The 25,051-nt window shown below is 64.4% G+C and carries 24 protein-coding genes and 1 tRNA gene; 11 read left to right on the top strand and 14 right to left on the bottom strand.

The features are described from left to right. Nucleotides 1-118: 118 nt before the first annotated feature. The 3 genes from JQ617_RS20790 to proB all read right to left on the bottom strand — a co-directional run bounded on the left by JQ617_RS20790 (nucleotide 119) and on the right by proB (nucleotide 3,417). Nucleotides 119-763: a nicotinate-nucleotide adenylyltransferase gene (locus JQ617_RS20790; RefSeq protein ID WP_212027932.1), complete on the bottom strand. Its 645-nt coding sequence runs from the start codon at nucleotides 761-763 to the stop codon at nucleotides 119-121. A gap of 21 nt (nucleotides 764-784) precedes the next feature. Then, entirely contained in the window at nucleotides 785-2,080 is a 1,296-nt protein-coding gene (locus JQ617_RS20785) for a glutamate-5-semialdehyde dehydrogenase (protein WP_212027931.1), read from the bottom strand. Between the two features lie 215 nt (nucleotides 2,081-2,295). Continuing rightward, the gene (gene proB, locus JQ617_RS20780) at nucleotides 2,296-3,417 is read right to left on the bottom strand and encodes a glutamate 5-kinase (RefSeq protein ID WP_063684969.1); all 1,122 of its coding nucleotides are present in this window, start codon (nucleotides 3,415-3,417) and stop codon (nucleotides 2,296-2,298) included. Between the two features lie 203 nt (nucleotides 3,418-3,620). On the opposite strand from proB, the gene JQ617_RS20775 reads away from it, so the two are divergent. Beyond that, nucleotides 3,621-4,580 carry a Bug family tripartite tricarboxylate transporter substrate binding protein gene (locus tag JQ617_RS20775; RefSeq protein ID WP_212027930.1) on the top strand — a complete coding sequence of 320 codons (960 nt, stop codon included), beginning with the start codon at nucleotides 3,621-3,623 and terminating at the stop codon, nucleotides 4,578-4,580. 148 nt (nucleotides 4,581-4,728) lie between these two features. Here JQ617_RS20775 and JQ617_RS20770 read toward each other — a convergent pair whose 3' ends face one another. From JQ617_RS20770 to JQ617_RS20755, 4 genes are all read right to left on the bottom strand, one after another. Further along, complete coding sequence (locus JQ617_RS20770) at nucleotides 4,729-6,360, bottom strand: alkaline phosphatase family protein (protein WP_212027929.1); 1,632 nt, start codon at nucleotides 6,358-6,360, stop codon at nucleotides 4,729-4,731. 246 nt (nucleotides 6,361-6,606) lie between these two features. Next, on the bottom strand, nucleotides 6,607-7,647 hold the full coding sequence (obgE, locus tag JQ617_RS20765) for a GTPase ObgE (RefSeq protein ID WP_212027928.1): 1,041 nt from the start codon (nucleotides 7,645-7,647) through the stop codon (nucleotides 6,607-6,609). Nucleotides 7,648-7,757: 110 nt separating this feature from the next. Beyond that, nucleotides 7,758-8,474, bottom strand: coding sequence for an ATP-dependent Clp protease adaptor ClpS (locus JQ617_RS20760; RefSeq protein ID WP_283842077.1), 717 nt, complete (start codon nucleotides 8,472-8,474; stop codon nucleotides 7,758-7,760). A 105-nt stretch (nucleotides 8,475-8,579) separates the two neighbouring features. After that, a complete protein-coding gene (locus JQ617_RS20755) occupies nucleotides 8,580-9,059 on the bottom strand; it encodes a MaoC family dehydratase (RefSeq protein ID WP_212027927.1) in 480 nt (159 codons plus the stop codon). Between the two features lie 119 nt (nucleotides 9,060-9,178). Between JQ617_RS20755 and JQ617_RS20750 the strand changes: the two genes are divergently transcribed. After that, entirely contained in the window at nucleotides 9,179-10,093 is a 915-nt protein-coding gene (locus tag JQ617_RS20750) for a DMT family transporter (protein WP_212027926.1), read from the top strand. 86 nt (nucleotides 10,094-10,179) lie between these two features. Here the strand turns inward: JQ617_RS20750 and JQ617_RS20745 are convergent, their stop codons facing one another. The 3 genes from JQ617_RS20745 to rplU all read right to left on the bottom strand — a co-directional run bounded on the left by JQ617_RS20745 (nucleotide 10,180) and on the right by rplU (nucleotide 11,672). Beyond that, nucleotides 10,180-10,773: a GNAT family N-acetyltransferase gene (locus JQ617_RS20745; RefSeq protein WP_212027925.1), complete on the bottom strand. Its 594-nt coding sequence runs from the start codon at nucleotides 10,771-10,773 to the stop codon at nucleotides 10,180-10,182. Between the two features lie 151 nt (nucleotides 10,774-10,924). Then, nucleotides 10,925-11,194 (bottom strand): 50S ribosomal protein L27, encoded by a 270-nt coding sequence (gene rpmA, locus JQ617_RS20740; RefSeq protein WP_024338898.1) that lies wholly within the window; start codon nucleotides 11,192-11,194, stop codon nucleotides 10,925-10,927. A 103-nt stretch (nucleotides 11,195-11,297) separates the two neighbouring features. After that, nucleotides 11,298-11,672 (bottom strand): 50S ribosomal protein L21, encoded by a 375-nt coding sequence (gene rplU, locus JQ617_RS20735; protein ID WP_063684958.1) that lies wholly within the window; start codon nucleotides 11,670-11,672, stop codon nucleotides 11,298-11,300. A 329-nt stretch (nucleotides 11,673-12,001) separates the two neighbouring features. Here rplU and JQ617_RS20730 point away from each other — a divergent pair, with 329 nt between their 5' ends. Beyond that, nucleotides 12,002-13,144, top strand: a complete 1,143-nt coding sequence (locus JQ617_RS20730) for an ROK family protein (protein ID WP_212027924.1) — start codon at nucleotides 12,002-12,004, stop codon at nucleotides 13,142-13,144. Between the two features lie 569 nt (nucleotides 13,145-13,713). On the opposite strand, the gene JQ617_RS20725 is transcribed toward JQ617_RS20730, so the two are convergent. Next, a complete protein-coding gene (locus tag JQ617_RS20725) occupies nucleotides 13,714-14,577 on the bottom strand; it encodes an alpha/beta fold hydrolase (RefSeq protein WP_212027923.1) in 864 nt (287 codons plus the stop codon). 227 nt (nucleotides 14,578-14,804) lie between these two features. On the opposite strand from JQ617_RS20725, the gene JQ617_RS20720 reads away from it, so the two are divergent. From JQ617_RS20720 to JQ617_RS20705, 4 genes are all read left to right on the top strand, one after another. After that, nucleotides 14,805-14,894 (top strand) — tRNA-Ser (locus JQ617_RS20720). A gap of 348 nt (nucleotides 14,895-15,242) precedes the next feature. Next, the gene (locus tag JQ617_RS20715) at nucleotides 15,243-16,559 is read left to right on the top strand and encodes a DUF4365 domain-containing protein (protein WP_212027922.1); all 1,317 of its coding nucleotides are present in this window, start codon (nucleotides 15,243-15,245) and stop codon (nucleotides 16,557-16,559) included. Next, on the top strand, nucleotides 16,546-17,475 hold the full coding sequence (locus JQ617_RS20710) for an argonaute/piwi family protein (protein WP_212027921.1): 930 nt from the start codon (nucleotides 16,546-16,548) through the stop codon (nucleotides 17,473-17,475). The genes JQ617_RS20715 and JQ617_RS20710 overlap by 14 nt, the downstream gene beginning before the upstream one ends. Nucleotides 17,476-17,501: 26 nt before the next feature. Continuing rightward, nucleotides 17,502-18,044: an argonaute/piwi family protein gene (locus JQ617_RS20705; protein ID WP_212027920.1), complete on the top strand. Its 543-nt coding sequence runs from the start codon at nucleotides 17,502-17,504 to the stop codon at nucleotides 18,042-18,044. A gap of 27 nt (nucleotides 18,045-18,071) precedes the next feature. On the opposite strand, the gene JQ617_RS20700 is transcribed toward JQ617_RS20705, so the two are convergent. Next, on the bottom strand, nucleotides 18,072-19,028 hold the full coding sequence (locus JQ617_RS20700; protein WP_212027919.1) for a hypothetical protein: 957 nt from the start codon (nucleotides 19,026-19,028) through the stop codon (nucleotides 18,072-18,074). A 146-nt stretch (nucleotides 19,029-19,174) separates the two neighbouring features. Between JQ617_RS20700 and JQ617_RS20695 the strand changes: the two genes are divergently transcribed. After that, nucleotides 19,175-20,077 (top strand): hypothetical protein, encoded by a 903-nt coding sequence (locus JQ617_RS20695; protein WP_249157341.1) that lies wholly within the window; start codon nucleotides 19,175-19,177, stop codon nucleotides 20,075-20,077. A 139-nt stretch (nucleotides 20,078-20,216) separates the two neighbouring features. On the opposite strand, the gene JQ617_RS40260 is transcribed toward JQ617_RS20695, so the two are convergent. Together JQ617_RS40260 and JQ617_RS20690 are read right to left on the bottom strand one after the other, a co-directional pair. Beyond that, nucleotides 20,217-20,351: a hypothetical protein gene (locus JQ617_RS40260; protein WP_283842076.1), complete on the bottom strand. Its 135-nt coding sequence runs from the start codon at nucleotides 20,349-20,351 to the stop codon at nucleotides 20,217-20,219. 13 nt (nucleotides 20,352-20,364) lie between these two features. Further along, a complete protein-coding gene (locus JQ617_RS20690; RefSeq protein WP_249157340.1) occupies nucleotides 20,365-21,456 on the bottom strand; it encodes a Bug family tripartite tricarboxylate transporter substrate binding protein in 1,092 nt (363 codons plus the stop codon). A gap of 438 nt (nucleotides 21,457-21,894) precedes the next feature. Here JQ617_RS20690 and JQ617_RS20685 point away from each other — a divergent pair, with 438 nt between their 5' ends. The 3 genes from JQ617_RS20685 (at nucleotide 21,895) to leuD (ending at nucleotide 25,051) form a co-directional block, all read left to right on the top strand. After that, nucleotides 21,895-22,848 carry a LysR family transcriptional regulator gene (locus tag JQ617_RS20685; protein WP_212027918.1) on the top strand — a complete coding sequence of 318 codons (954 nt, stop codon included), beginning with the start codon at nucleotides 21,895-21,897 and terminating at the stop codon, nucleotides 22,846-22,848. 142 nt (nucleotides 22,849-22,990) lie between these two features. Then, complete coding sequence (gene leuC / locus JQ617_RS20680) at nucleotides 22,991-24,424, top strand: 3-isopropylmalate dehydratase large subunit (protein WP_212027917.1); 1,434 nt, start codon at nucleotides 22,991-22,993, stop codon at nucleotides 24,422-24,424. After that, nucleotides 24,425-25,051: a 3-isopropylmalate dehydratase small subunit gene (leuD, locus tag JQ617_RS20675; protein ID WP_212027916.1), complete on the top strand. Its 627-nt coding sequence runs from the start codon at nucleotides 24,425-24,427 to the stop codon at nucleotides 25,049-25,051. It abuts the gene before it with no gap.

Genomic DNA, 25,051 nt, shown 5'->3' with positions numbered 1-25,051 from the left:
AGGGACCATTCCTTTCACTGTATCGCGAGAGCCGAATCCGGCCCTCACGGGTTACACTACATCATGTGGGGTTAAGGGTTTCAATATGCCAGAGAGCCCCAGATCCGCACACGCTGTCTCACGCCGACCCTTTCCAGCTCCCGTCCGGGTTCCGCAGGCCCGTCGAGGATAGGTTCAGCTTCAATCCGGTCAGGAACACCCAGGCCGGCGCCCGCCTGTCCGCAAGCAGCGCTGCCTTGTTCTCGGGCAGACGGTAACGAGATAGCGCTTGGGCGGCGGGTGAGGCGAGGGCGCGAAAACTCTGCGGCGGCCGATCGATCACTGCCATCGGCACCTGGGCAGCGATTCGCCGCCAGTCCTGCCAACGATGGAATTGAGCGAGGTTATCGGCGCCCATGATCCAGACAAAGCGCAGGCCTGGGAAGCGGCGGCGCAAGGTGTTGATCGTGTCGATAGTATAGCGGGTGCGAATGACGGATTCGAGACAGCTCACCTCGATGCGCGGATCGTCGGCAACCTCGCGCGCCGCTCGCATGCGTTCGCCGAGCTCGTGCAGATTGCCGTTCTCCTTGAGCGGATTGCCCGGCGTCACCAGCCACCAGACGCGATCGAGTTGCAATCGCGTCAAGGCGAACCGGCTGATTGCGCGATGCGCCTGATGCGGCGGATTGAACGAGCCGCCGAGCAGGCCGATGCGCATGCCCTCCGTGTGGGGCGGGACCGCTTGCGCCACGAAACGCGGCACGACGAATTTGTTGCTCAATGCCCCGCCTTGCAACGTTACTTACGGCCGCGTCTGTCCGGTGCCGTGAACGCGATACTTGAAGCTCGTCAGTTGCTCGGCGCCGACAGGGCCGCGGGCGTGGAAGCGGCCGGTGGCGATGCCGATCTCGGCGCCGAACCCGAACTCGCCGCCATCGGCGAACTGCGTCGAGGCGTTGTGCAGCACGATCGCGGAATCGACCTCGCTCAGGAATCTTTTCGCAGCGGTCTCATCCGTGCTCACGATCGCATCGGTGTGGTGCGAGCCGTGGTTCTGGATGTGCGCGATGGCGCCGTCGACGCCGTCCACCACCTTCGCCGCGATGATCGCGTCGAGATATTCGGTGTCCCAATCCTCTGCGCTGGCAGGTTTTACGCGCGCATCGATCCCTTGCACGGCTTCATCGCCGCGCACTTCGCAGCCGGCATCGAGCAGCATCTCGACCAGCGGCTTCAAGGCCTTGCCGGCCACGGCGCGATCGACCAGCAGCGTCTCGGCCGCGCCGCAGACGCCGGTGCGGCGCATTTTTGCGTTGAGCACGATCGACTTCGCCATGACGAGGTCGGCGCTGGCATCGACATAGACGTGGTTGACGCCTTCGAGATGCGCGAACACGGGCACGCGCGCTTCCTGCTCGACGCGTGCGACGAGGCTTTTTCCCCCGCGCGGCACGATAACGTCGACGGCGCCGTTCAGCCCTGACAGCATCATGCCGACCGCCGCGCGGTCGCGCGTCGGCACCAGCGTGATCGCGGCTTCGGGCAGCCCGGCTTCGCGCAGGCCCTGCACCAGGCAGTCATGGATGGCGCGGCACGACCGGAAACTGTCGGAGCCGCCGCGCAGGATCACGGCATTGCCCGACTTCAGGCACAGCACGCCGGCATCCGCCGCAACGTTCGGCCGGCTCTCGAAGATCACGCCGACGACGCCGAGCGGCACGCGCACGCGCTCGATGGTCATGCCGTTCGGCCGCTGCCAGCTCTCGGTGACGATGCCGACGGGATCGGCGATGCCGCGCACGATGCCGATGCCCTCGGCCATGCCCTCGACGCGCGCCGGCGTCAGCGTCAGGCGGTCGATGAAGGAGGAGGTCGCACTGCCGGCGGCGCGCGCTTCCGCCACGTCCTCGGCATTGGCCGCGAGGATCGCCGCAGCGTTGGCACGGATCGCACGCGCCATGGCCTCCAGCGCCCGGTTCTTCTGCTCCGGCGGCGCCAGCGCCAGCACGCGCGCGGCGGCGCGGGCACGGGTTCCGAGATCGGACATCAGCGCCTGGAGATCGGCATTGCCGTCAACGGCTTTGAGGGGGGCGGCCATGGGGTCAACCTTCTGCTAAGGCGGTGTCCTAGCACGGAAATCCCGCTTTTGCGAAGGGCGGGGAGGGTATGGCAGGGCTTCGGCGGGTGAGGTGGGGCTCGGCCATTGACCCAGCCCCCGGCGTCATGGCCGGGCTTGTCCAGGCCATCCACGACCTTCGCGCGGCACCAAGAACGTGGATGCCCGGGACAAGCCAGGGCATGACGGAAAAAGCCCTACCCGCCCACCACCAGATCGTCGCGGTGGATCATCTCGGCCCGGCCGCTGATGCCGAGGATGGCCATCACGTCAGGGGAGGAGCGGCCCTTGATGCGTTCGGCGTCTTCGGCGTCATAGGCGATCAGGCCGCGGCCGATCTCGCTGGTGTCGGGGCCGCGCACGACCACGGCATCGCCGCGGGCGAACTGGCCCTCGACCTTGATCACGCCGGCCGGCAGCAGGCTGGCGCCGGCGCGCAGCGCCGTCACCGCGCCGGCATCGATGGTCAGCGTGCCCTTCGGCTCCAGCGTGCCCGCGATCCAGCGCTTGCGCGAGGTGATGGGATTGGCCGGCGTCAGGAACCAGGTGCAGCGGCCGCCATCGGCGATCGCCTGCAGCGGGTGCTCGATCTTGCCGGAGGCGATCAGCATGTGGGTGCCGCCCGTCGTCGCGATCTTGGCGGCCTCGACCTTGGTGCGCATGCCGCCGCGCGACAGCTCGGATTCGGCATCTCCCGCCACCGCCTCGATCTCCGAGGAGATGCTGTCGACGACGGGAATGAGCTTGGCGTTCGGGTTGTTCTTCGGCGGGGCGTCGTAGAGCCCGTCGATGTCGGACAGCAGCACCAGCAAGTCGGCGCTCGCCATGGTGGCGACGCGCGCGGCGAGGCGGTCATTGTCGCCGTAGCGGATTTCGGTGGTCGCGACCGTGTCGTTCTCGTTGATCACGGGGATCGCGCGCCACTCCAGAAGCTTGCCGATGGTGGAGCGGGCGTTGAGATAGCGGCGGCGCTCCTCAGTGTCCTGGAGCGTGACCAGGATCTGGCCGGCGTCGATGCCGTGCGCTCCCAGCACCTCCGACCAGATCCGCGCCAGCGCGATCTGGCCGACGGCGGCCGCGGCCTGGCTCTCCTCGAGCTTCAGCGGGCCGCGCGGCAGTTTGAGCCGGCTGCGGCCGAGCGCGATCGAGCCGGAGGACACGACGAGCACGTCGCGTCCCTCCTTGTGCAGCTTGGCCATGTCGTCGGCGAGCGCGGCGAGCCAGGACGCCCGCACCTCGCCCCTGTCGGAATCGACCAGCAGCGCGGAGCCAACCTTGACGACGATGCGGCGGAATTGACTGAGTTCGGGGCTGGCCATGGCGCGCTTGGACGATCTGCTCTGCGTTGGAAACGGCGGAGCGAGAGGGCGGCGCCGATAAGGCCTGCTTTTGCAGCAGGACGATGGCCGGCGCAAGGCGGCCAGGATGGCAACAGGATGGTAAACGGCGAAGGTCGGCCTTGTCCGGGACGCTTCTCTGGTCCTAACTGCGGCCAAGCAAAATGGGGCTGGAGGGGAAACGCATGGATCGCCGCACATTCATGGCCGGATGCCTGGGATTGCCGCTGCTGACGCAGGCGGGCGGGGCGCAGGCCGGGCTGTCGAAGATCATCTTCCCGTTCGCGGCGGGGGCCGGCGGCGACACGCTGTGCCGGCTGATCGCGCAGGAGATGGCGCCGGTGCTGCAACGGACCCTCGTGGTCGAAAACCGCACCGGCGGCGACGGCCTGATCGGCATCAAGGCGGTGAAGGGCGCAAGCCCCGACGGCAGCATGGTGCTGGTGACGACAGGGCCCACGATGTATCTGCTGCCGATGGTGGAGGCGGCGCCGAGCTTCGACACGGCGAAGGATTTCATGCCGGTGTCGCTGCTGGCGCGGTTCGAGTTCGCCCTCGTGCTGGGGCCGGGGACCGATGCTGCCGATTTCAAAGCCTTCGTGGCGTGGCTGAAGGCGCATCCGGACAAGACTTCGTTCGGCGTGCCCAGCAACGGCACCATTCCGCATTTCATGGGCTCCAAGCTCGAAAAGGATATCGGCATTCCCCTGACGCGCGTGCCCTATCGCGGCAGCGCGCCGATCCTCAACGACCTCGTCGGCGGCCATATCTCGTTCGGCATCACGACGCTGGCCGATGCATTGCCGCAGCACCGCGCCAAGGGCGTGAAGATCATCGCGGTCTCGAGCGCGGAACGCTCGCCCTTCGCGCCCGAGGTACCGACGCTGAAGGAGAGCGGCATTGATCTCGTCGCGGACGCCTGGTACGGCATGTGGCTCCCCGCCGGCAGCCCGCCGGAGTTCGCGAGCAAGCTCGGCGCCGCCGCGAGCGCCGCGCTCGCCAAGCCCGAGGTAAGGGAGAAGCTCACCGCGATCGGCCTGATCCCGGTGGGCAGCAATGCGGAAGGACTGTCGAAGGAGCTCGCCGCGAATACCGCGTTCTGGCAGCCGATCGTCAAGGCGACGGGATACAAGATCGAGAATTAATCTCTCCTCCCGTCATTGCGAGGAGCCCTTGCGACGAAGCAATCCAGAATCTCTCCGTGGAAAGAATCTGGATTGCTTCGCTGCGCTCGCAATGACGGCGCGGATGGTTGTTCGATTGTGTCGATGAGGCCGACTCGCGGAGAGCGCCCTACATCTTCGCGCGCTGCGCGATGCCGTCCTTGATCGCAGCGAGTTCCTTCTCGTCCCAGATGCCGATCAAGACGCCGCCCTTCACCTGCAGCTGATTGTCCGCATAGGCCGCGATCTTCTCGCGCGGCGTGGTGATGTGGTCGTTGGGATGCAGCGCCCAGTCGAACAGCTCGGCCTGCAACCGGGCGATGATGCCGGCGCATTCGGGGTCATCGCCGCGATCCAGATACTCCTCCGGATCGGTTTCGAGATCGTACAGCATCGGACGGAAGCCGGAGGCGTGGATGTATTTCCAGCGGCCGTCGAACACCATGAACAGGCGGCAGCGCTCGATCGGCTGGTTCAGCTTCAGCCGCACGTCCTGCATGGCATAGTCGTACTCGGAGAATGCGACCTTGCGCCATTCCGGCTTCTCGCCGCGTAGCAGGGGCAGCAGCGAACGTCCCTCGAGGATGTGGCCGGGCACCTTGCCGCCGAAATAATCGACGAAGGTCGGCGCGAGGTCGATGCCTTCGACCAGCGCATCGCTGCGCGTGCCGCGCGTCGCATCCGCTTCCCTGGAGGGATCGATGATGATCAGTGGAATCTTCGCCGACTGCTCGTGGAACAGGTCCTTCTCGCCCATCCAGTGATCGCCGAGATAATCGCCGTGATCGGAAGTGAACACGATCATGGTGGTTTCCAAGAGGCCGCGCGCCTCCAGGAACTGCATCAGCACGCCCATCTGGTCGTCGATCTGGGTGATCAGGCCCATATAGGTCGGGATCACCTTCTCGCGGGCATCGTCGCGCGCCATGTTGCGGGAGTAGCGCATGTCCATGTAGGCGCCGAACACCGGATGCGGGTTCTGCCGCTCGCGCTCGGAGCGGATCACCGGGATCATGTCGTCGGTCGAGTACATGCTGGCATAGGGCTCTGGCGCGATATAGGGCCAGTGCGGCTTGATGTAGGACAGATGCAGGCACCACGGCTTGCCATCCGTCTCGGCCTCGCTGATGAAGTCCATCGCGCGCCGCGTCATGTAGGGCGTCTCGGAATGCTCCTCCGGCACGCGCGCGGCCTTGTCGGCATGCACCAGCAGCCAGCCGTTCTGCAATGAGCCGTCATCGGCCGCGCCTGAATTGGCCCAGTGCTCCCAGGGATTGGTGGCTTCAAAACCTTGGCTGCGCAGATATTCATCGTATTTCGGGCGTGGCCGTCCGGTCGGGTGCAGGCCGTCGTCGCGCTCGTAAGGTTCAAAACCGCATTCGGAGACGTGGACGCCGATGACAGATTCCGGCGGGATGCCGAGCGCCTTCATGCCTTCGAGATCGGGGGCCATGTGGGTCTTGCCGACGAGCACGTTGCGCACGCCGATCTTGCTCAGATGATCGCCGAGCGTGGGCTCGCCGACACGCAGCGGCCAGCCGTTCCAGTGCGAGCCGTGCGAGCGCATGTAGCGCCCGGTGTAGAACGACATCCGCGACGGACCGCAGATCGGGGATTGGACGTAAGCCTTGGTGAACAGCACGCCGCGCTTCGCCATCGCGTCGATGTTCGGCGTCTTCAGCGTGGGATGACCGGTGCAGCCGAGGTAATCATAGCGAAGCTGGTCGCACATGATCCAGAGAACGTTCTTCGCGCGCGCCATGGGTTATCCCTGTCGTTTCTTGATTTTTGATGCTGCGATATTCGAGCGCCGGTGACAACCTGCCAGTGATGCGCGCGCGTGCGGCCACACATTCAGTGTCGTCCCGGCGAAGGCCGGGACCCATAACCACAGGGAGACGTTTGGCGAAGACTCGTCGTTCGGTACTTCTACCGAGCGCAACCGATAGATCACGCGGTATGGGTCCCGGCCCCCCGTGCGCAATTGCGCACGAGGCCGGGACGACGGCTACGCCGACCACGGCTCCGCTTCGGCGGCGCTCTTGGCCTTGGCCGACACCGGGGCCTCACCGATCACATCCACGAGCGCGCGCAAGGCTTCCTTCACGCCCTGGCCGGTGACGCCGGAGAGCAGCAGCGGGGTCTTCTTGGCGGCGCGCTTCAGGCGGTCTTTCTGCTTCTTCAATTCGTCCGGCTCGACCGCGTCGATCTTGTTCAGCGCGACGATCTCGATCTTGTCGGTGAGTTGCCCGCCATAGGCGTCGAGCTCCTTGCGCACCGTCTTGTAGGCCTTGCCGGCATGCTCGCAGGTCGCGTCGATCAGATGCAGCAGCACGCGGCAGCGCTCGACATGGCCGAGGAAGCGATCGCCCAGGCCAGTGCCTTCATGCGCGCCTTCGATCAGCCCGGGAATGTCGGCGAGCACGAATTCGCGGCCGTCGGCATTCACGACGCCGAGCTGCGGATGCAGCGTGGTGAAGGGATAGTCGGCGATCTTCGGCTTTGCCGCGCTGACCTTGGACAGGAAGGTCGATTTGCCGGCATTGGGCATGCCGACCAGGCCGGCGTCCGCGATCAGCTTCAGCCGCAGCCAGATCCAGCGCTCCTCGCCGGGCTGGCCGGGATTGGCGTTGCGCGGCGCGCGGTTGGTCGAGGATTTGAAATGCGCGTTGCCGAAGCCACCATTGCCGCCTTCGGCCAGCACGAACTTCTCGCCGACCTTGGTGAAGTCGTGGATCAGCGTCTCGCGATCCTCGTCGAAGATCTGCGTGCCCATGGGCACCTTCAGCACGATGTTCTTGCCGTTGGCACCGTGGCGGTCCGAGCCCATGCCGTTCTCGCCCTTCTGGGCCTTGAAGTGCTGCTGGTAGCGGTAGTCGATCAGCGTGTTGAGGCCATCCGCGACTTCGAGGATGACATTGCCGCCGCGGCCGCCATTGCCGCCGGAGGGACCGCCGAATTCGATGAACTTCTCGCGGCGGAACGCCACGCAGCCGTTCCCGCCGTCACCGGAGCGGATATAGACCTTTGCTTCGTCGAGGAATTTCATGGGGCATAGGTAGGCCAGCCGGGCACGCCCGGCAACCCGGACTTACCCGCAAATCGGCTGAATTTCCGCGAATTTCGGCCCTTGCTTAACCCCCAACTCCCGCTCTTGCCTCAATTTGGCAATGGTCGGTCGTGGCCCGGGGTGTCGGCGACCGGCAGCAGAACGCAGCGGAGCGGATGCTGGCGGGCCGCCGCGAGATTCCGGATTTTTTCGCGTAGCGCCGCGGCCTCGGCGCGGGGGAAGATCCCGCAGGAGCCGCGCTTGCGCGCATGGGTCGCAAACACGATCGCGATTGCGCGCTCCCGGTCCATCCCGAAGACGTGTTCCAGAACGAAGGTCACGAACTCCGATGGCGTGTAGGGGTCGTTCAGCAGCACGACCTCCAGGCGGGAGGCCTCGCCGTGATCGGCTTCGATATCAGGCGCTGCGCCCTTGGCGATGCCGTGGCTCAGATAGACCAGGGCGTCGTAGCGCGTTGCGCCCTGCGCCGAAAGAAAGCGGCCGGCCGGGTCGGCGAACAGCTCGACGAGCATGTCGGCGCCCGTCACGACCGTCCGTTCCGACAGCTGGGCCTCGTTGAAGGCACTCTGAAGCAGATGACCGAGGCCCGTCGTCGGCGCGCTCGCGCCAGTGGCCTCGACATCCCGCCGCAAGCGCGCCAGATCGATGCCGCAGGCCTGCATCACCGGCGCTGCGTCCTCGTCCTCGATCAGGGCCATCAGCAGATCCTGCGGGCCGGGATGCGCGCGTCCCTTCGCCCGGGCGGCCGACGTCGCGCGCTGCAGCGAACGCTTGAATGTCTCGGAGCAGGGCGGAAGCAGTGTCATTGCGGGCCATCATGATGCGGAGCGTGCACCGGCTTTGTCGGCACTTTCTCCGCCGCGGTTCATGCGGTTCCGCGTGCTCCGCCCGTGCTCCGCGAGACGGCTTCGCTAGCCCGGCCGCCGCCGGATCAGGAATTTCTGCATCCCCTCCAGCACCAGCTCCTTGCGCTGGTTGAAGATCGTGCTCCGCAGCGTCACCGCGCCGGTCGTGCGCCCCGGCACCAGCTCGGTGACCTCGAGCGCGGGATAGATCGTATCGTCGGCGTAGACGGGCTTGAGGAACCGGCTCGACTGCTCGAGGAAGCCGACCAGGGAGTCCTCGACCATGAACGGAAACAGGCCGGCTCCGGGTGCAGTGTGGATCAGGGTCTGGAAGCCGTGGGCCAGCAGATGCGGCATGCCGCGGCTGCGGCAATATTCCACGTCGTAGTGCACGGGATGGGTGTCGCCGCTCGCGGTCTGGAAGGCCGCGAACACCGCGGTGGTCTGGGTCCGGCTCGGCAGCACGAAGCGTTCGCCGACGACGAAATCCTCAAACCAGCGTTGCGTGGGGATCATGCGGTGCTGGGTCGGATCGAAGTCGGTCATGTCAGAGCTCTTTTCCCGGTGTGGCCTCTATCGCTACCGCGACGCGAGGAGTGCGACAATCCGTTCAATTCGGCGTAGCGGGCTTGTCCCGGTGGCCCATGCCATTACAACGGCGCTCAATGTCCCTGTTCAAGAATCTCTCCGCCTATGACGACCGCTCCGCGCGCCTTTCCGGCATCGCGCTCATGGTGCTGTCGATCTTCATGTTCTCGTTCGGCGACGCCATGGGCAAGTTCCTGGTCGGGACCTACTCGGTGGGGCAGCTGCTGTTTCTGCGCGCCGTTGCCGCGCTGCTCCTGCTGTCGCCGCTGATCTGGAAGCAGCGTCACCAGTTCCTGCATCTGGAGCGGCCGGGCCTGCAGCTGTTTCGCGTCGTGCTCTCGACGCTGGAGGTCGCGGCCTTCTTCCTCGCTACCGTCTATCTGCCGCTCGCCGACGTCATCACCTATTATCTCGCCGGTCCGATCTTCGTCACCGCGATGTCGGCGATCTTTCTGGGCGAGAAGGTCGGCTGGCGGCGCTGGACGGCGATCCTGATCGGCTTCTGCGGCGTCTTGATCGCGCTGCGGCCGTCGGCGCAGACCGTCAGCCTGCCGGCGCTGATCGCGCTCGGCGGCAGTCTGTCCTTTGCGACGCTGATGCTGATCACGCGCAGCCTGCGCAAGACGCCCGACATCGTGATGGCATCGTCGCAATTCGTCGGCACGTTCTCGCTGGGCGCGGTGCTGTCGGTCTTCAACTGGGTGCCGCCGACACCGGGCAGCCTCGTGTTCTTCGCGCTGGCGGGGCTGATCTCGGTGACCGCGCTGTTCTGCGTCAACCGCTCGCTCAAGCTCGCGCCGGCCAGCGTCGTGGTGCCGTATCAGTATTCGATGATCGTCTGGGCGGTGATCTTCGGCTTCGTCGTGTTCGGCGATGTGCCACAGATCGCGACCATCGTCGGCGCCGCGATCATCATCGGCGCCGGGTTCTATATTTACTTGCGGGAGCGCGATCTTGGCCGCGCAAGTGAAGAGGTCAATCCGCCGGCGTAGCCGCGCCCACACTGTCGTCCCGGGCTCGCGACTTCGTCGCGCCCCGGGACGACAGCGGAGAATGCAGCAGCGCTTAGCGTCCTAACTCACCTCATCCGTCGCGCGCTGCTCCAGCTCTTCAGCGAGGCCCAGACGCCGCGCGAGAGGCGGAAGCAGTCGACGGGCGTCGAGGAGCCCAGCGCCAGGAAGCGGTGCAGCTGCACGCCGCTCCACTGGAAGCCGCACTTCTCCAGCACGTTGCGTGAGGCCGGGTTGGTGACGCGCGCGCCGGCATAGAGATGCTCGTCCTCGAACTCCTCGAAGAAGAAGTCGATCGCGCCGCGCGCGGCTTCCGTGGCAAAGCCCCGGCCCCAATGCTCGACGCCGAGCCAGTAGCCGAGCTCGGCATTGCCAGGCGTGGAGCAGTCGATCCCGACCATGCCGATCGGGCCGCTGTCGTGCTCGATCAGGAACACGGTCTCGCTGCCGAGCTCGGAGGTGGCGCGAATGAAGTCGACGGCGTCGTCCTGCGAATAGGGATGGGGGAGGCGGCGTGTGTTCTCGGCGACGCGGCGGTCGTTGGCGAGCTGGGAGATGGTCCTGACGTCGGCGAGGGTCGGCCGCCGCAACGTCAGCCGCTCGGTGGCGACGACGCTCGGTCTCGCCTCCCGCAAGGTCGCGCTCGAGAAATCCTGCAACATGTCCGGCTCCTGAAAGTCACTAAGTCAAAGTGAGCAAGTCAAAGAAAAGGGGAGGCCGGTTTCCCGCCTCCCTTGGAGCCTTCGATCTCTTGAGATCTTTAGGACTCCGCCGGTTTGGTAGGACCCGGCGGACTCCAATTTGATCCACCGTCTATTCAGCCGCCTCTGCGATCGGGAGTACCGATACGAATGTGCGGCCGTTGGCTTTGGCCTGGAACGCAACACGACCTTCGATCTTGGCGAACAAAGTGTGGTCCGTGCCCATGCCGACATTAAGGCCGGGGTGCCAGGTGGTGCCGCGCTGACGCGCAATGATGTTGCCGGGAGTGACAACCTCCCCGCCGAACGCCTTGATGCCGAGGCGCTTACCCTTGGAATCGCGACCGTTGCGCGATGAACCGCCTGCTTTTTTGTGAGCCATGGCTCGTCTCCGAAATCCTGCGTATTTCTAGATCAATTCCTTGACGGAATCATTTCACGATTTCTCACGCATCAATTCGTGAATTGGGCGTGATCAAATCTCGTTATTCGGCGGCTTCCTTCACCACCTTCTCCTTCTTCGGACGCGGGCCCTTGGTGGGCTTGGCGCCGTCGGCCAGGATCTCGGAGATGCGGAGGACCGTGATCTCGTCGCGATAGCCGCGCTTGCGGCGCGAATTCTTGCGGCGGCGCTTCTTGAACGCGATGACCTTGGGGCCACGCTTGTGGTCGAGCACTTCGACCGCAACGGAGGCGCCGGCCACCGTGGGAACGCCGAGCACCGGCGTGTCACCGCCGAGCACCAGAACTTCATTCAACTGCACGATCGAGCCGACTTCGCCTTCGATCTTGCCAACTTCGAGAACATCATCCGGCACGACGCGGTATTGCTTGCCGCCGGTTTTGATGACTGCGAACATCGTTTTTTTCTCCGTGTTCAATCCCGGCCTCGGGACGAGCATCGTCCGGGTCGGCTTTTTGTCAGTCGCTATGGGTTAATGCGTTTTGTGCGGGCGGGAGTTATCCCATTGAAAACCCACGCAAAAACAAGCGGCGCGAGAAACGCCTCGCGCCGGCTGTGGGACTTATAGCCGCCGGGCGCGCCGAGTCAAGGAAAACCGCCGAAAATGGCCCGGATTTGAAGGATTTGGCCGGGCGGGCAGCCTTCCGCTGAATCTCGACCGGCCCTGCAACAAACGGGTTCCCCCGCCGTTGTCCCCGCCGAAACAGGTACGCGGCGAGGGCTCCCATGGCAACAGACGAACTGGTCAAGACGACGGGCATCGCCCATCACGGCGCCGGGCGGCTGCCGTCGGTGGACGTGGACAGCTTCAACATCGAGATGAAGGACGAGGACGGTTTTCTCGGCGATCGCGCCAGCAAGGGCGCCTTCCGCGAGATCCTCGAACGCTGGCGAAAGCCGCTGCGCAAAACGGGCGAGGATCCGTTCGGCAAGGAGCCGTCGGAGAACATCAGCAAGAAGACGCTGGATGCGATCCTGGTCGGCGACGATACCGAAGCCTCCGCGGTGGTGCACAGCGCCATCGAGGACTTTGCGCAGGAGCTCGCCTACGTCACGCGCCGTTTCCTCAAGACAAAAGCGTGGGCCAAGACCGAGCGCATCGTGGTCGGCGGCGGCTTTCGCGATTCAAGGCTCGGCGAGCTTGCGATCGCGCGCACCGAGATCATCCTGAAATCCGAGGATTTCAGGATCGACCTGCAGCCGATCCGCCATCACCCCGATGAAGCCGGCCTGATCGGCGCGCTGCATCTGGCGCCGTCGTGGATCTTCGAGGCCTATGACAGCATCCTCGCCGTCGACATCGGCGGCACCAACATCCGCTGCGGCCTGGTGGAAACGAGCTGGAAAAAGGCAAAGGACCTGTCCAAGGCCAAGGTCGTCAAATCCGAGCTGTGGCGTCACGCCGACGACGAGCCGACGCGCGAAGGCGCGGTGAAGCGGCTCACCAAGATGCTGAAGGGGCTGATCACCGAGGCCGAAACCGACGGCTTCAAGCTCGCGCCCTTCATCGGCATCGCCTGTCCCGGCGTCATCAACGAGGACGGCTCCATCGAGAAGGGCGCGCAGAACCTGCCGGGCAATTGGGAGAGCAGCAAGTTCAATCTGCCGGCGAGCCTGATCGAGGGCATCCCCGTGATCGGCGAGCACGACACCGCGATCCTGATGCACAATGACGGCGTGGTTCAGGGCCTCTCCGAGGTGCCGTTCATGCAGGACGTCGATCGCTGGGGCGTGCTGACCATCGGCACCGGGCTCGGCAATGCCCGCTTCACCAACCGCCGCAAGGAAAAGGACAAGGACAGGGAGACTACGGAGAACGGCAAGAAAAAAGCCAAGGAAAACAACAAGGATGGCGGCAAATCCGACTAGAAAGCGTTTTCGAGCGAAGTGGAGACCGGTTCGCGTCAAGAAAACGCGTCAAAAACAACAATCCAGAGCCCCGTTCCGGCTTCGCCGGAACGGAAACGGCTCTGGAGTAACCTTGACTGGTTAGGTTAAGGACCGGATTGCGTTGCGGCGCATCAGCCGCACGCTAGGGTCGAATCGTCGTCTCACCTGGCAGGCGAAGCCGCCCTTCCCAGCCAGTATTTCAATGAGCGGCACCGGGACCGCCAGTGTTTACCGCGTCTGGCGGTCCCACCCGTTTTTCAAAACATGATCGGATGCGACGCGTGCCTTGATGAAGGTGCGCTCCCTCCCCCGCCTGCGGGGGAGGGTCGGGGAGAGGGTGTCTCCGCGTTGGGATTGCCAGGAATTTGCCGAGTATGTCCCTGCGTGGTGAGAGCCCTCACCCGCCGCGCGCGGGACGATGCTTCGCATCGCCCGGGGCGCGATAGCCGAGGCTTTGCCTCGGCGTTTTCTTAGGACGGCCGCCAGCGGGCGGCCTATGCTCTCCCGCAAGCGGGAGAGGCGGAGCAAGCCGCCGGTCCGACTTCATCTCAGCTCCAGCCGATGCGCTGAAAGAACGCGGCGATCTCGCTCGCGGCGTGATCCGGATCCTCCCGATGCGGGAAGTGGCCGACGCCGGGAAACATTGCGAGATCGAGATCGGCAAAGGTCTCTCCCAGCCGATCGGTCCACGCAAAGGGAAACAGCGGATCGTGCTCCGCCCAGCGCACGCAGGTCGGTACCTCGATCGGCGGAAGCCGTGGCGCCTCGCCCTTCATCATCGCGACCCGCCCTTCATGCGAGGCCCGGTAATGCGCAAAGCCGCCGGCAAGATTGCCCGGCTTGAAGAAATTGTCGGCGAAGACGTCGAGCACGTCGTCGAAGGCGTCCTTCCGATGCGCCCAACCCCTCAGGAAGTGGCCGATATAGAGCCTGCAGCTCTCGCGGCTCGCCCCGACCAGCGCCGGCGCCATCTCCATCTGGTGGAAAGATTGATACCAGATGTGGTTGAGCCGGTCGGGCGCGGCCATCCGCGGCCCGATGCCGGGATAGACGAAATCGAAGAAGAACAGCCCGGCGAGCCGCCCCGCCGCCTGCCGCGCCAGCGGCTGCATCACGGCGCCGCCGACGTCATGGCCGACCACGCCGAATCGGTCGACACGAAGCGCCTCCATCAGCGCCAGCATGTCGGCGGCATGGCCGTCCGGCCCGTAAGGCCCATCCGGCTTGTCGCTGTCGCCAAACCCGCGCAGATCGGGCGCGATCAGGGTGAAACGGTCGATGAGCCTCGCCATCACCGGCGCCCAGGTCAGCCAGAATTCCGGCCACCCATGCAGCAAGAGCAGCGGTTTGCCCGTTCCGGCGCGGACCACGTGGAATTCGGCGCCGTTGGCCGTGACCGTCAGGTGCTCCATGGCAGTTCCTCACCCAGGGCTTTCAAGCGAAGCGGACGCCCGCTCGCGCCAGGAAAACGCGTCAAAACAGCAATCCCCGGAGTCCCATTCCCATGGGAACGGAGCCCCAGGCTGGCGCGGGGCTGAAAGAGGCAGCGGATTTTCCCCTTTCGCGCCTTGTCTGGCCCGCCATCCTCGCCTATTAACGCCCCCAACCACAGGGGCCCTGCCTCTATATGGCGCCTTCAGGAGAGGTGGCAGAGTGGTTGAATGCACCGCACTCGAAATGCGGCATAGGTGCAAGCCTATCGGGGGTTCGAATCCCTCCCTCTCCGCCATGTCGAACTCCGGAAGCCCCGAAACTTCGGCTTTACGTAAAAGGCTCGTGGTACACGTTGGGACCGCGACCTGTCCCAGATGCGAGCAGGAGCATCGGCCCTTTCTCATCTGAGCCCCGCCTTTGACCATGAATCCCGGTCGCCGCCGTGCCGCGCTGCGTCTCGATGCCCGCGGAAGGTCTGCCCGAATGGTTGGGATCAGAGCCGATTGACAACACCCCCGAGCAGGCATCTTGCGTAGCCGCCAAAGGCGACTACAGGGCTTTTCTGTGGAGAGGATGCCTTCCGGGCTGGACTCTCGTTTTCGTTGCGCCACCGCTACAATGTGTAGGTTCGGGCGAGTCGGTGATGGCGAAGAAGATTTCCGAGCAACAGCGGATCGGCCAGCAGGGCGTTCACCTCCTGGGGATGCGACTGCTGTCGGTCGGTTTGAGTTTCCAGCCGAACGGTCCGCTCGACGCTGGCATCGACGGCTTCCTTGAATTGAGGGATTCGGAAACCGGCGAGGTCCGGGCGCAGTGGATCACTGCGCAGTTGAAGACGCAGAGGGAGGGTCGCCTCGCCGAGGAGACCGACGAAAGCTTTAGCTATCTTTGCAGACAGGAGGATCTAGATTACTGGCTCGGCTCCAACGTGCCTGTCGTCCTCTTCTTCGCCCGCCTCAGCGACGAACGTATCTTCTGGAAGCCGCTTCACACCTGGTTCGCGGACGCCGACCGCAGGCGCTCCCGCAAGGTGATCTTTGACAAAACGAAGGATGCCGTGAACGAGGCCGCCCTGCCGGGTCTGGCAGCCGCCGTCGCCAGCTTCTCCGCACCGGGACGGGTGGTGCCCTCGACCCGCGTTAAAGAGTCGCTCAACACCAACCTGCTCAAGGTTGCCTTCCCGACGACGCTGCACGTGGCCGAAACGACGTTGAACTATTCGGAGGTCCGGGAGTCTCTGGTCGAGCGTTATCAAAGCGTGCCCGTCGACTGGATCCTGTACGGCAAGCGGATCTACAGCTTCCGCGACATCTCGAGGCCACCATTCCGCGACGTGATCGAGGAAGGCAGCGAGGAGACGATCGAGACTCTGCAGTGGACCGAATCCGAGGGCGAAGTGACGCGGCGGCTCTTCGTCGAACTGCTGAACAAGACGCTCGGCGAGATGGTCCGCGAGCCTCTGGCCTACTGGCGGGACGGTCGGTACCTGTTCTGGAAGCTCGGCAAAGGCAAACTGAGCAGGATCTATCCCTATCGTTCGTTCGAGAAGAACACGTCGCGCGGCGTCGTAAAGTCCTACAAGCGCAAGGACGACGACAAGCCATCCTATTTTCGGCACGACGCCTTTCACGCCCACTTCCTCCGGATCGGCGAAGAGTGGCACTTGGCGGTCGAGCCGACCTATCACTTCACCTCCGACGGCTACCACGAGTCCCGATACTCCGCCGAGAGGATGAGCGGCATTAAGCGGTTGGAGACGAACCAGAGCGTCCGCGGCCACATCGGCATGTGGACGGCTTTCCTCGTCCGGCAGCCGGACCTGCTGCGCAAGGATCCGCTCGTCTTCACCACGATCCCGGCGCCCGGCCTGCCATTCGGCCTCAACGACGATCTGTGGCGGGAGAACGAGGACGAGGAGGAAAAGACAAGAATGGAAAAGGCACAGCTTGAGCTCCTTTGACCTCTCCCACCTTCCCGAACCGCTTCTCGAATTCGCCGCCAACGGCCGGCACATCGACGTGCGCTTCGGCCTGATGCACTACGGTCCCGTCGACTTCTCCACCGAACGGACGAAGGAGATTCGCCTCGGTGTGGTCGGCTCGTCCCAGACCGTCGGAAAGCTCGGTGACTGGTTGCGCCGCTGCGAATCCGGAATCCCCGCGAAGAACAGCCGTCAACCGAACCTCTTCCCTGAATTCCCCGGCAGCACCATTTTGGGGCCGTTTCGCTGCAGCTTCGAGGTCGGCCCGCGTCACGTCCGGACGCTATCGCAGTCCGTGATCTCGCGCATTGTCTCGGAGAAGGATGACGACACGGCCGTGTCGCTGGCGGTCGAAGTCTTCACGAACGAGGTCAAGGACCTCGCCGAGCAGGACCAACCGCCCCAGGTCGTCATCTGCGCACTCCCGGTCGAGATCATCGAGCGGGTAAGTAACATGAGGATCCAACCGTCGGAAGACGACCTGGAGGGCGTTCCTGCCGACGAGAAGGAGCCCGAGGACGCGCCGGTGACCGACCGGGAGATCGAAAACTTTCGGGGCGCGCTGAAGGCCACGACACTCGCGCTTCGGATTCCGATCCAGATCGTCTGGCCCACAACCTACGACAACGACGCCGTTGTGAAGCGTAAGCTTGCCGAACTGTCCACGCGTAAGGTGCAGGACGAGGCGACGCGTGCCTGGAATTTCTTCTGCGCCCTCTACTACAAAGGAGGCGGCACGCCCTGGCGCATGGTGCGCGACCAGCGCGAGTATTCGGCCACGTTCATGGGCGTCAGCTTCTTCGAAGGTCTCGACGGGACGTCGCTACAGACGAGTTCGGCTCAACTGTTTGACGAGCGCGGCGAAGGGTTGATCCTCAAAGGGGGCCGGGCCTGAAGGACAAGGCGGACCGGCAGCCCTATTTGTCGTCGCTGGACGCCTTTAACCTGACACGCACGGCTCTGCAGAGCTACAAGAAGGAGCACGGCAACTATCCTGCCCGCCTGGTCATTCACAAGACGTCGCGCTTCCACCCCGAAGAGCGTGAGGGCTTCCAGAGGGCCATCGAACAATCCGAGATCGAGATCGCGGACTTTATCTGGATGCCGCGCCGCTCGCCGATCCGGCTCTTCCGCAACGGTGTCTACCCGCCTCTGCGAGGGACAGCGATGCGGCTCGACGATGCCCAGACCATCCTTTACACGCGCGGCAGCGTTGACTTTTTCCGGACCTACCCGGGTCTCTACGTTCCCAACCCGCTATTACTGCACGCGCAGCGTCGAGACACGCCGGACTGGAATCTGCTGCTCAAGGAGACGCTCGCTTTGACCAAGATGAACTGGAACGGCACGCAGTTCGACGGTGCGCTACCGATCACGTTGAAGGCGGCGAGACAGGTCGGTGACATCCTCAAGTATGTGCTCGACGGCACGACGCCGGATCCGCGGTATCGCTTCTACATGTGATCATAGAGATTTCGGGCGGATGGCTTTTCAACCGACCTGCGATCCTTTCGATGCGCTTTTTGAGGTGCCGGGGATCGCAGCAGCTCTTGCTTCACCTTCCGCCACGAACTTGGCAACAAGGCCCTTCGTCCCCTTGATTTTCTGCGTGTCGAGCGAGATGCGGATGGCTGTCCCTGTGAATGAACATGCTTCGGTTCGCTCCCTGTCGGCGGACAAGGCCAATGCTGAGCTACCACTGAAAAACCAGAAATTGCCGAAATGGGCGGCGAGTCGGCTCGTCAGGTAAAGTCCATATCCTGAGTTTTCCCACCTGTTGTTCTCATCGCGGGCCATTCCTTCGTACATCTTACCCGAGATGCCGGGCCTGAGGGCGAGCCGCAAAGCCGCCAAATCTGTTTCGATGCGCAAGTGCGGGTTGCGCTCCAAGCTCCTTCGGATGCCGATTCCGCAATCGAGAAGCGCCAGATGGACCCGGGCTTTGGTTGGCCAGTGTTGAAGGCAAAACCGCACGTCCGGAGCCTCGCTGTGCTCGGCGACATTTCGTATGATCTCGCGCAGCGAGTAGGAAAGCGCGTCGAATATGTCGCCCTTGTCGGTGCGGGCAAGACGTTCCGCCATTCGTTCCGCGTCACGCTGGATGACATCACCAAGCTGGACTTCCTGAAGCTCAGCCTTTCGCCTTAACGCTGCGACGTTCATCGAAGTCATGGGCAGGTAGTTTTCCCCGCCTGCGGCGTCACCCGGTTTGTTGCCGTGCTCGATACCGATCGCCTGGAAGAATCCCATGTGGCTCTGATATCCACACCCCTGGAGATTTTGGGCCGCCACGCGAGCGCCGCGCCGAGCAAGAAATTCCTGGATGATAGCTGCGGCGAACAGCATCCCGAACGGCTCAGCGTGTCCAAAATGCGAGAAGTCGAACACGTATTCGTCGGCTTGAGGCAATTCCTCCAGGGACTTCCCAAGCTTCAGGACACCATCCATGTCCAACCGCCTCGGAAAGTTCATTGTTGTTGCCGGCACAAGCTCCTCCGCGGTACGTACTACCGTTACGCGGATAATAGATTCGTTAGCCGCTTCCAACGCGATTGATGGCATGGTCGAGCGATATCGAAACCGAGATTTCGCACATGGATACCCGGAAAGGCAGACCTAAGGGCCCGGAAATCGGGCTTCACCAGGCCATGCGTCTCTGCCAGCTCAACCACCGCCAGCGGCTCGAATTCCTTGCCGAGGGACTGCCAATCATACTCCAAAGCGCGCAAGGCTTCTGGCAGTCGTCGCAGCAACTCCGCGAGGCGCACGGGCGCGAAGCGCAGGTGCTTGAAGGATTCGCGAAGGAGGAGGCCGCGAAGATCCTGATCCTCATGGACGCCGTGCGCTGCCCGCGCAAGCTGATCGCGTCGAAACTGAACCGTATCGTGGGCTGGTTCTACGATCATCTGGCCCGTCTGATCTATGCGGAAGCGGTCTCCTGGAGGCCGATGCACCTCGCAGAACTCCGCGAGTACGTTGATCAACAGCGGCGTGGCCACTTTCTTGAAGGACACGCGGGTGAATACATTTTGCCCAACTGGACGATCTATCAGCGCGAAAGCAGGCTCTATGTCGACATCGAGGCCTATCAGGACGGCGAGTTGAATTGGAACGCGCCGCGTCATTCGTACACTGGCTTTCCTATCCTCGACACCTTCGTGCCGCCCGCCTTGCAAGTCGTCGGCGCAATGGAGCAGGTCGGCATGTTTACTGTTAGTGGTCTACAGGCTGTGTCCGACATCTGGGGAAGCCTGGAGTACAAGGACAGGGAAGATCATCACGACGGCGAGAAATTGACCGAGCGGCTACTGCGCAGGCTTCTTGCTGAGGGCCTCATGCTCGACACGGCCGAGGAAAAAGATCTCGCCTTGCTTTATCGGAGCTGGCAGATACCGATGTACAACCTGGACTTCTCGCTCATTCCCGTGTCGCTCGAAGAGCTCGAAGCCGCGCAGGAGCGCGAATACTGGTCAATGGTGGGCGATCCGCGATATTAATCGACGTTTACCAGACATCCGCCTATCGTCGAGCAGTATCACTTCGGGATCGAAGGCGAGCGTCGTTGATGATGGCGACGCGCTGGCGCATGCAGCCGGTGAGCGCCGCGGGTTTGGCGTGCTCGAAGCCGGAGAGGCCTTAAGTCTGGATTAGCTCCAGCGCGATCTCGCGCGCCGGCGGCTTCGGCGTTTTGCGGATCTCCAGCCTGAGCATGACGTCGTCGAGCACGTTTCGCCACGCAGCCAACCGCTCCTTCACGTGCGCGCCATCCACGCCCGTCCCCCGGCTACCGCTCCCCGATCCCCGCACTTTCGATCACCCGCTTATACCGCGCCGTCTCCTCCACGATGAACGGGACCATCTCGGCCTGTCCCTTGTCGGCGATCGACACCTGGCCGTTGGTGGTGAGGTCGGCGACGATGCCGGGGTCGGCGAGCACGGCGGCCATCGCCTCGGAGAGCTTGCCCACGATTTTCGGGTCGGTCCCGGCGGGGACCGAGACCCAGGTCGAGCCGGCATTGACGGCGTCGGGGTAGCCGGCCTCGAGCACACTGGGCGCATCGGGCAGCGCGGCCATCCGCGCCGCGCCGGTGGTGCCGAGCACCTTGACCTTGCCGGTGTCGATCAGCGGCCTCAGCACGGTGAGGTAGTCGAAGGAGACGTCCAGGATGCCCGACATCATGTCGGTCATCTGGCTCGAGCCCGACTTGTAGGGCACGTGGGTCAGCTTGATGCCGGCGGCCGCCTGGAACATCTCGCCGGCGAGGTGCTGGGCGGTGCCGGGGCCGGGGGAGCCGAAATTGACCTTGCCCGGGTTGGCCTTCGCGTAGGCGACGAACTCGGCCAGCGTGTTGTAGGGCGCAGCCGCGGTCGCGACGAGCACCTGGTTCGACGAGCTCACGCCGCGGACGTGGACATAGCCCTTGAGCGGATCGTAGTTGAGCTTCGTCAGCCCCAAATTCGGCTGGATCGTCATCGGCCCGCCGGAGGCGTAGAGCACGGTGTAGCCGTCCGCTTGCGCCCGGGCCACGAACTCCGTCCCGATGGTCCCGCCGGCGCCGGGCCGGTTCTCCACCACCACGGGCTGCCCAAGCCGCGTCCGCAGCAGCTCCGCGATCTTGCGCGAGACGAGATCGGTGACGCCGCCGGCCCCGAACGGCACCACCCAGGTGATCGCGCGGTTCGGCCAGGAAGCCGCAGCCGAGTCCGCGGCCGTCTGCGCCCGCGCGGTGCTCGCCTGGAGCGCCAGAATCGTCGCGGCGACGAGACATAGCAACGCTTTTGGCAGCGCTCTCGTCACCGTCGATCCGGAGCGCCCCTGTCGCGCGGTCTCATGATCACCGCGCTGCTGCGCCAGCACGAAGACGCCGAACGCCATGGATGCAGTCCTCCCTCGTTTCAGTCTGGCCGTTATGGCCACGTTGAGCGAAGGCTACAGTCTTGAGACTCTCCCAACCATTGGCGCAGTCCGAGCATCACTTTTGCAAAATATGAAAAGATCGATGGATCGCCTTCGGGGCGTGAAACTGCTTGCCGGCACCGTCTGCGAGGGCGGCTTCGCGGCGACCGGCCGCCGCGCGAGCGCCGGACAGGCGAGCCAAACCCGCGATTCCCTCTCGTTTTGCCCTTGAAACGCTGCGAGAGGCGTCACCGATTCCGGCCCGCGCCTAAGTCATTGATCTTGCAGTGGTGGGCTACTGTGCATGGGGTTGTTTTCGACCTTTTTGTTTGATCGACTACGGACGCCGCGCGCCGGTCTGTTGTCACTGGCTGCGGCTGAAGAAGGCTACAATGGCCCCGCGCGAGGATCTCTCCGATGACCGCCAAGATCGATCTCCTGACGCTGCAGCTGTTCGTGGCGATCGTGGAGGAGCAGAGCATCGCGAAGGCGGCGGAGAAGAAGAACATCGCGGCCTCCGCGGTCAGCCGGCGCATCTCCGACATCGAGGAGCGCTTCCAGGTCGAGCTGCTGCATCGCCATTCCAAGGGGATCGAGCCGACGCCGGCCGGCTTCGCCCTGCTCGAGCATGCCCGCATCATCCTCGGCAACCTCTCCAGGCTCGAAAGCGAGCTGACGGGATACCGGCAGGGCAAGCGCGGGCTGATCCGGGTCTGCGCCAACAAGTCCGCGATCCTCGAAGCCCTAGCCGACGAGCTCAGCCTGTTCCTGGAGCGGCATCCGCTGGTCCACATCGACATCGAGGAGGATTTGAGCCCCGCGATCGTGCGCGCGGTGATGGAGAACCGGGCCGACATTGGCATTTTCGGCGGCAACATCGACGGGCAGGACCTGGAGCTGTTGTCTTATCGCAGCGACAGCCTGGTCGCGCTGGTCCCGCGCGACCACCCGCTGGCGGGGCGGAGCAGCGTCCGCTTCCGCGAACTGGTCGATTTCGACTTCGTCAGCCTCGAGAAGGGCAGCTCGATCGAGACGCTGTGCGTCCGCGCAGCCGCGGCGCTCGGGCAGCATCTCAAGGTCCGCATCCGCGTCAGCAGCTTCGATGCGCTGTTTCGGGTGATCGATGCCAGGATGGGGGTGGGCGTCGTGCCGCTCGAGATCGTGCGCGGCCGCTACGGCGTCGACAGCCTCGTCACCGTTCCGCTCGATGAGTCCTGGGCGCGGCGCGAGCTGGTGATGGGCGTGCGCGATTACAAATCGCTGCCGCCGGTGACCAAGCTGCTGGTGGACCATTTGCGCAACCCTGACGAGGCGGGTCTCACCACGAGCAGCGTCTCCGACCGGCTGACTTTGGTTCGCAACAGGGGCTGACATCGCAGGTCGCGACGGCCAGCCATCGCCTGCCGCGATGGCACCCTGCCGAACCGTCACTGCACATTCGCGCGACGCGCTTCTATCCTGCTTCCCAACATCGTGGCCGGTCGGCATGATCGGCGGCAACACGGCACACGAGATGCCGAATACGGGAGGACGGATCGTGGACACGCACGGTCGTACGCTGCTGGCCAAAATCTGGGACCAGCATGTCATTGCTGCGGTCAGCGATGACACCGATCTGCTGCATGTGGATCGCCATCTGCTGCACGACCTCGGCGGCTCGCGCGGCCTGATCGACCTCAAAAGCCGCAACATTCCGGTCCACAATCCCGAGCTGACCTTCGCAACGCCCGATCACGCGATTTCGACGGCGTCGGCGCGTGCCGGCACGATCAAGACCGGATGGGAGCTACTGGCGGCGCTGCGGACCGAGACATCCGCAAGCAACATCAAGCTGTTCGATCTCGACCAGCCGGGGCAGGGGATCGTCCATGTCATCGGACCCGAGCTCGGCCTCAGCCTGCCCGGCTGCCTGATCGTCTGCGGCGACAGCCATACCTGCACCCATGGCGGGCTCGGCGCGCTCGCCTTCGGCATCGGCTCCAGCGAGCTCACCCATGTGCTGGCGACCCAGACCATCATCCAGCGCCGGCCGAAAACCATGCGCGTGACGTTCGACGGCAAGCTGCCGTTCGGCGTCACGGCGAAGGATCTCATCCTCGCTTTGATCGGCCATGTCGGCGCCGCCGGCGGCACCGGCTATGCCGTCGAATATGCCGGCAGCGCCATCAGGGACATGCCGATCGAAGGGCGGCTCACCATCTGCAATCTGTCGGTCGAGCTCGGCGCCAAGATGGGGCTGATCGCGCCGGACCAGACGACGTTCGATTATATCCGCGGCCGTCCCTATGCGCCGGAAGGCGAGATGTGGGAGCAGGCCGTCGCGGCGTGGCGGACGCTGCGGAGCGACAGCGACGCCGTATTCGATCGCGAGGTCACGATCGATGTCGGCACGATCATTCCGCAGATCACCTGGGGCACCAGCCCCGAGCATGTGCTCGGTGTCGATGGCCGCATCCCGGATCCCGCTGACATCGCCGATCCCGCCCGTCGCGGCGCGATCGAGATCGCGCTCGATTATATGGGCCTGACGCCGGGCGCGCCGATCGCGGGCACGAAGGTGGATTGGGTCTTCATCGGCTCCTGCACCAACAGCCGTCTCAGCGATCTCAGAGCCGCAGCGGAGGTCGCGCGCGGCCGCAAGGTTGCGCCGGGCGTGCGCGCCTGGGTCGTGCCGGGCTCGGAGACCGTCAAGCGCGATGCGGTGGCCGAAGGGCTCGACAAGATCTTCACCGAGGCGGGCTTCGAATGGCGCGAGCCCGGATGCTCGATGTGCCTCGCCGCCAACGGCGAGACCGTGCCACCCGGCCAACGCTCGGTGTCCACCTCGAACCGGAATTTCATCGGCCGGCAGGGGCCGCGTGCCCGCACTCATCTGGCGAGCCCGGCAATGGCCGTGGCGGCGGCGATCTCCGGCGCCATCGCCGACGTCCGGACCATGGAGCGCTAGATGGCGGAGCCCTTCAACAAGCTGACCGCGATTGCCGCGCCGATCATGCGCACCAACGTCGATACCGACGTCATCATCAGCATCAACCGCATGATCGGAAATTCCGTCCGCGGCCATCTCGGCAAATGGGCGTTCGGATCGCTACGCTATCTGCCCGACGGCTCTGACAATCCCGAGTTCATCCTCAACCGCGAGCCGTATCGCGCGGCGGAAATCCTGGTCACGGGGCCGAATTTCGGCTGCGGCTCCTCGCGCGAGGCGGCGGTGTGGTCGCTGCAGGAGATGGGCATCCGCGCCATCATCGGCTCCGGCTTCGGCGACATCTTCTTCGCCAATTGCTTCCAGAACGGCATCCTGCCGGTGGTGCTGGACAAGGCGGTCATCGACAGCCTCGCCGCGGAGATCGAAGCGAGCCAGGGCGCGGGACGTCTCAGCGTCGATCTGGTGGAGCAGACGGTCACCTCGCCGTCGGGCACACGGCACGTCTTCGAGATCGATCCGCGCCGGCGCGCAGGCCTGCTCGAAGGCCTGGACGAGATTTCGCTGACCTTGCGGCGCGACCAGGAGATCCGCGCTTTCCAGGCATCGGACCGCACCGCGCGGCCGTGGATTCACTTTGCACGATAA

The sequence above is a fragment of the Bradyrhizobium sp. KB893862 SZCCT0404 genome (assembly GCF_018130885.1).
Classification (GTDB): domain Bacteria; phylum Pseudomonadota; class Alphaproteobacteria; order Rhizobiales; family Xanthobacteraceae; genus Bradyrhizobium; species Bradyrhizobium stylosanthis.
The sequence above is the reverse complement of the archived record's forward strand: the minus strand, read 5'-3'. Positions and strand labels throughout refer to the sequence as shown.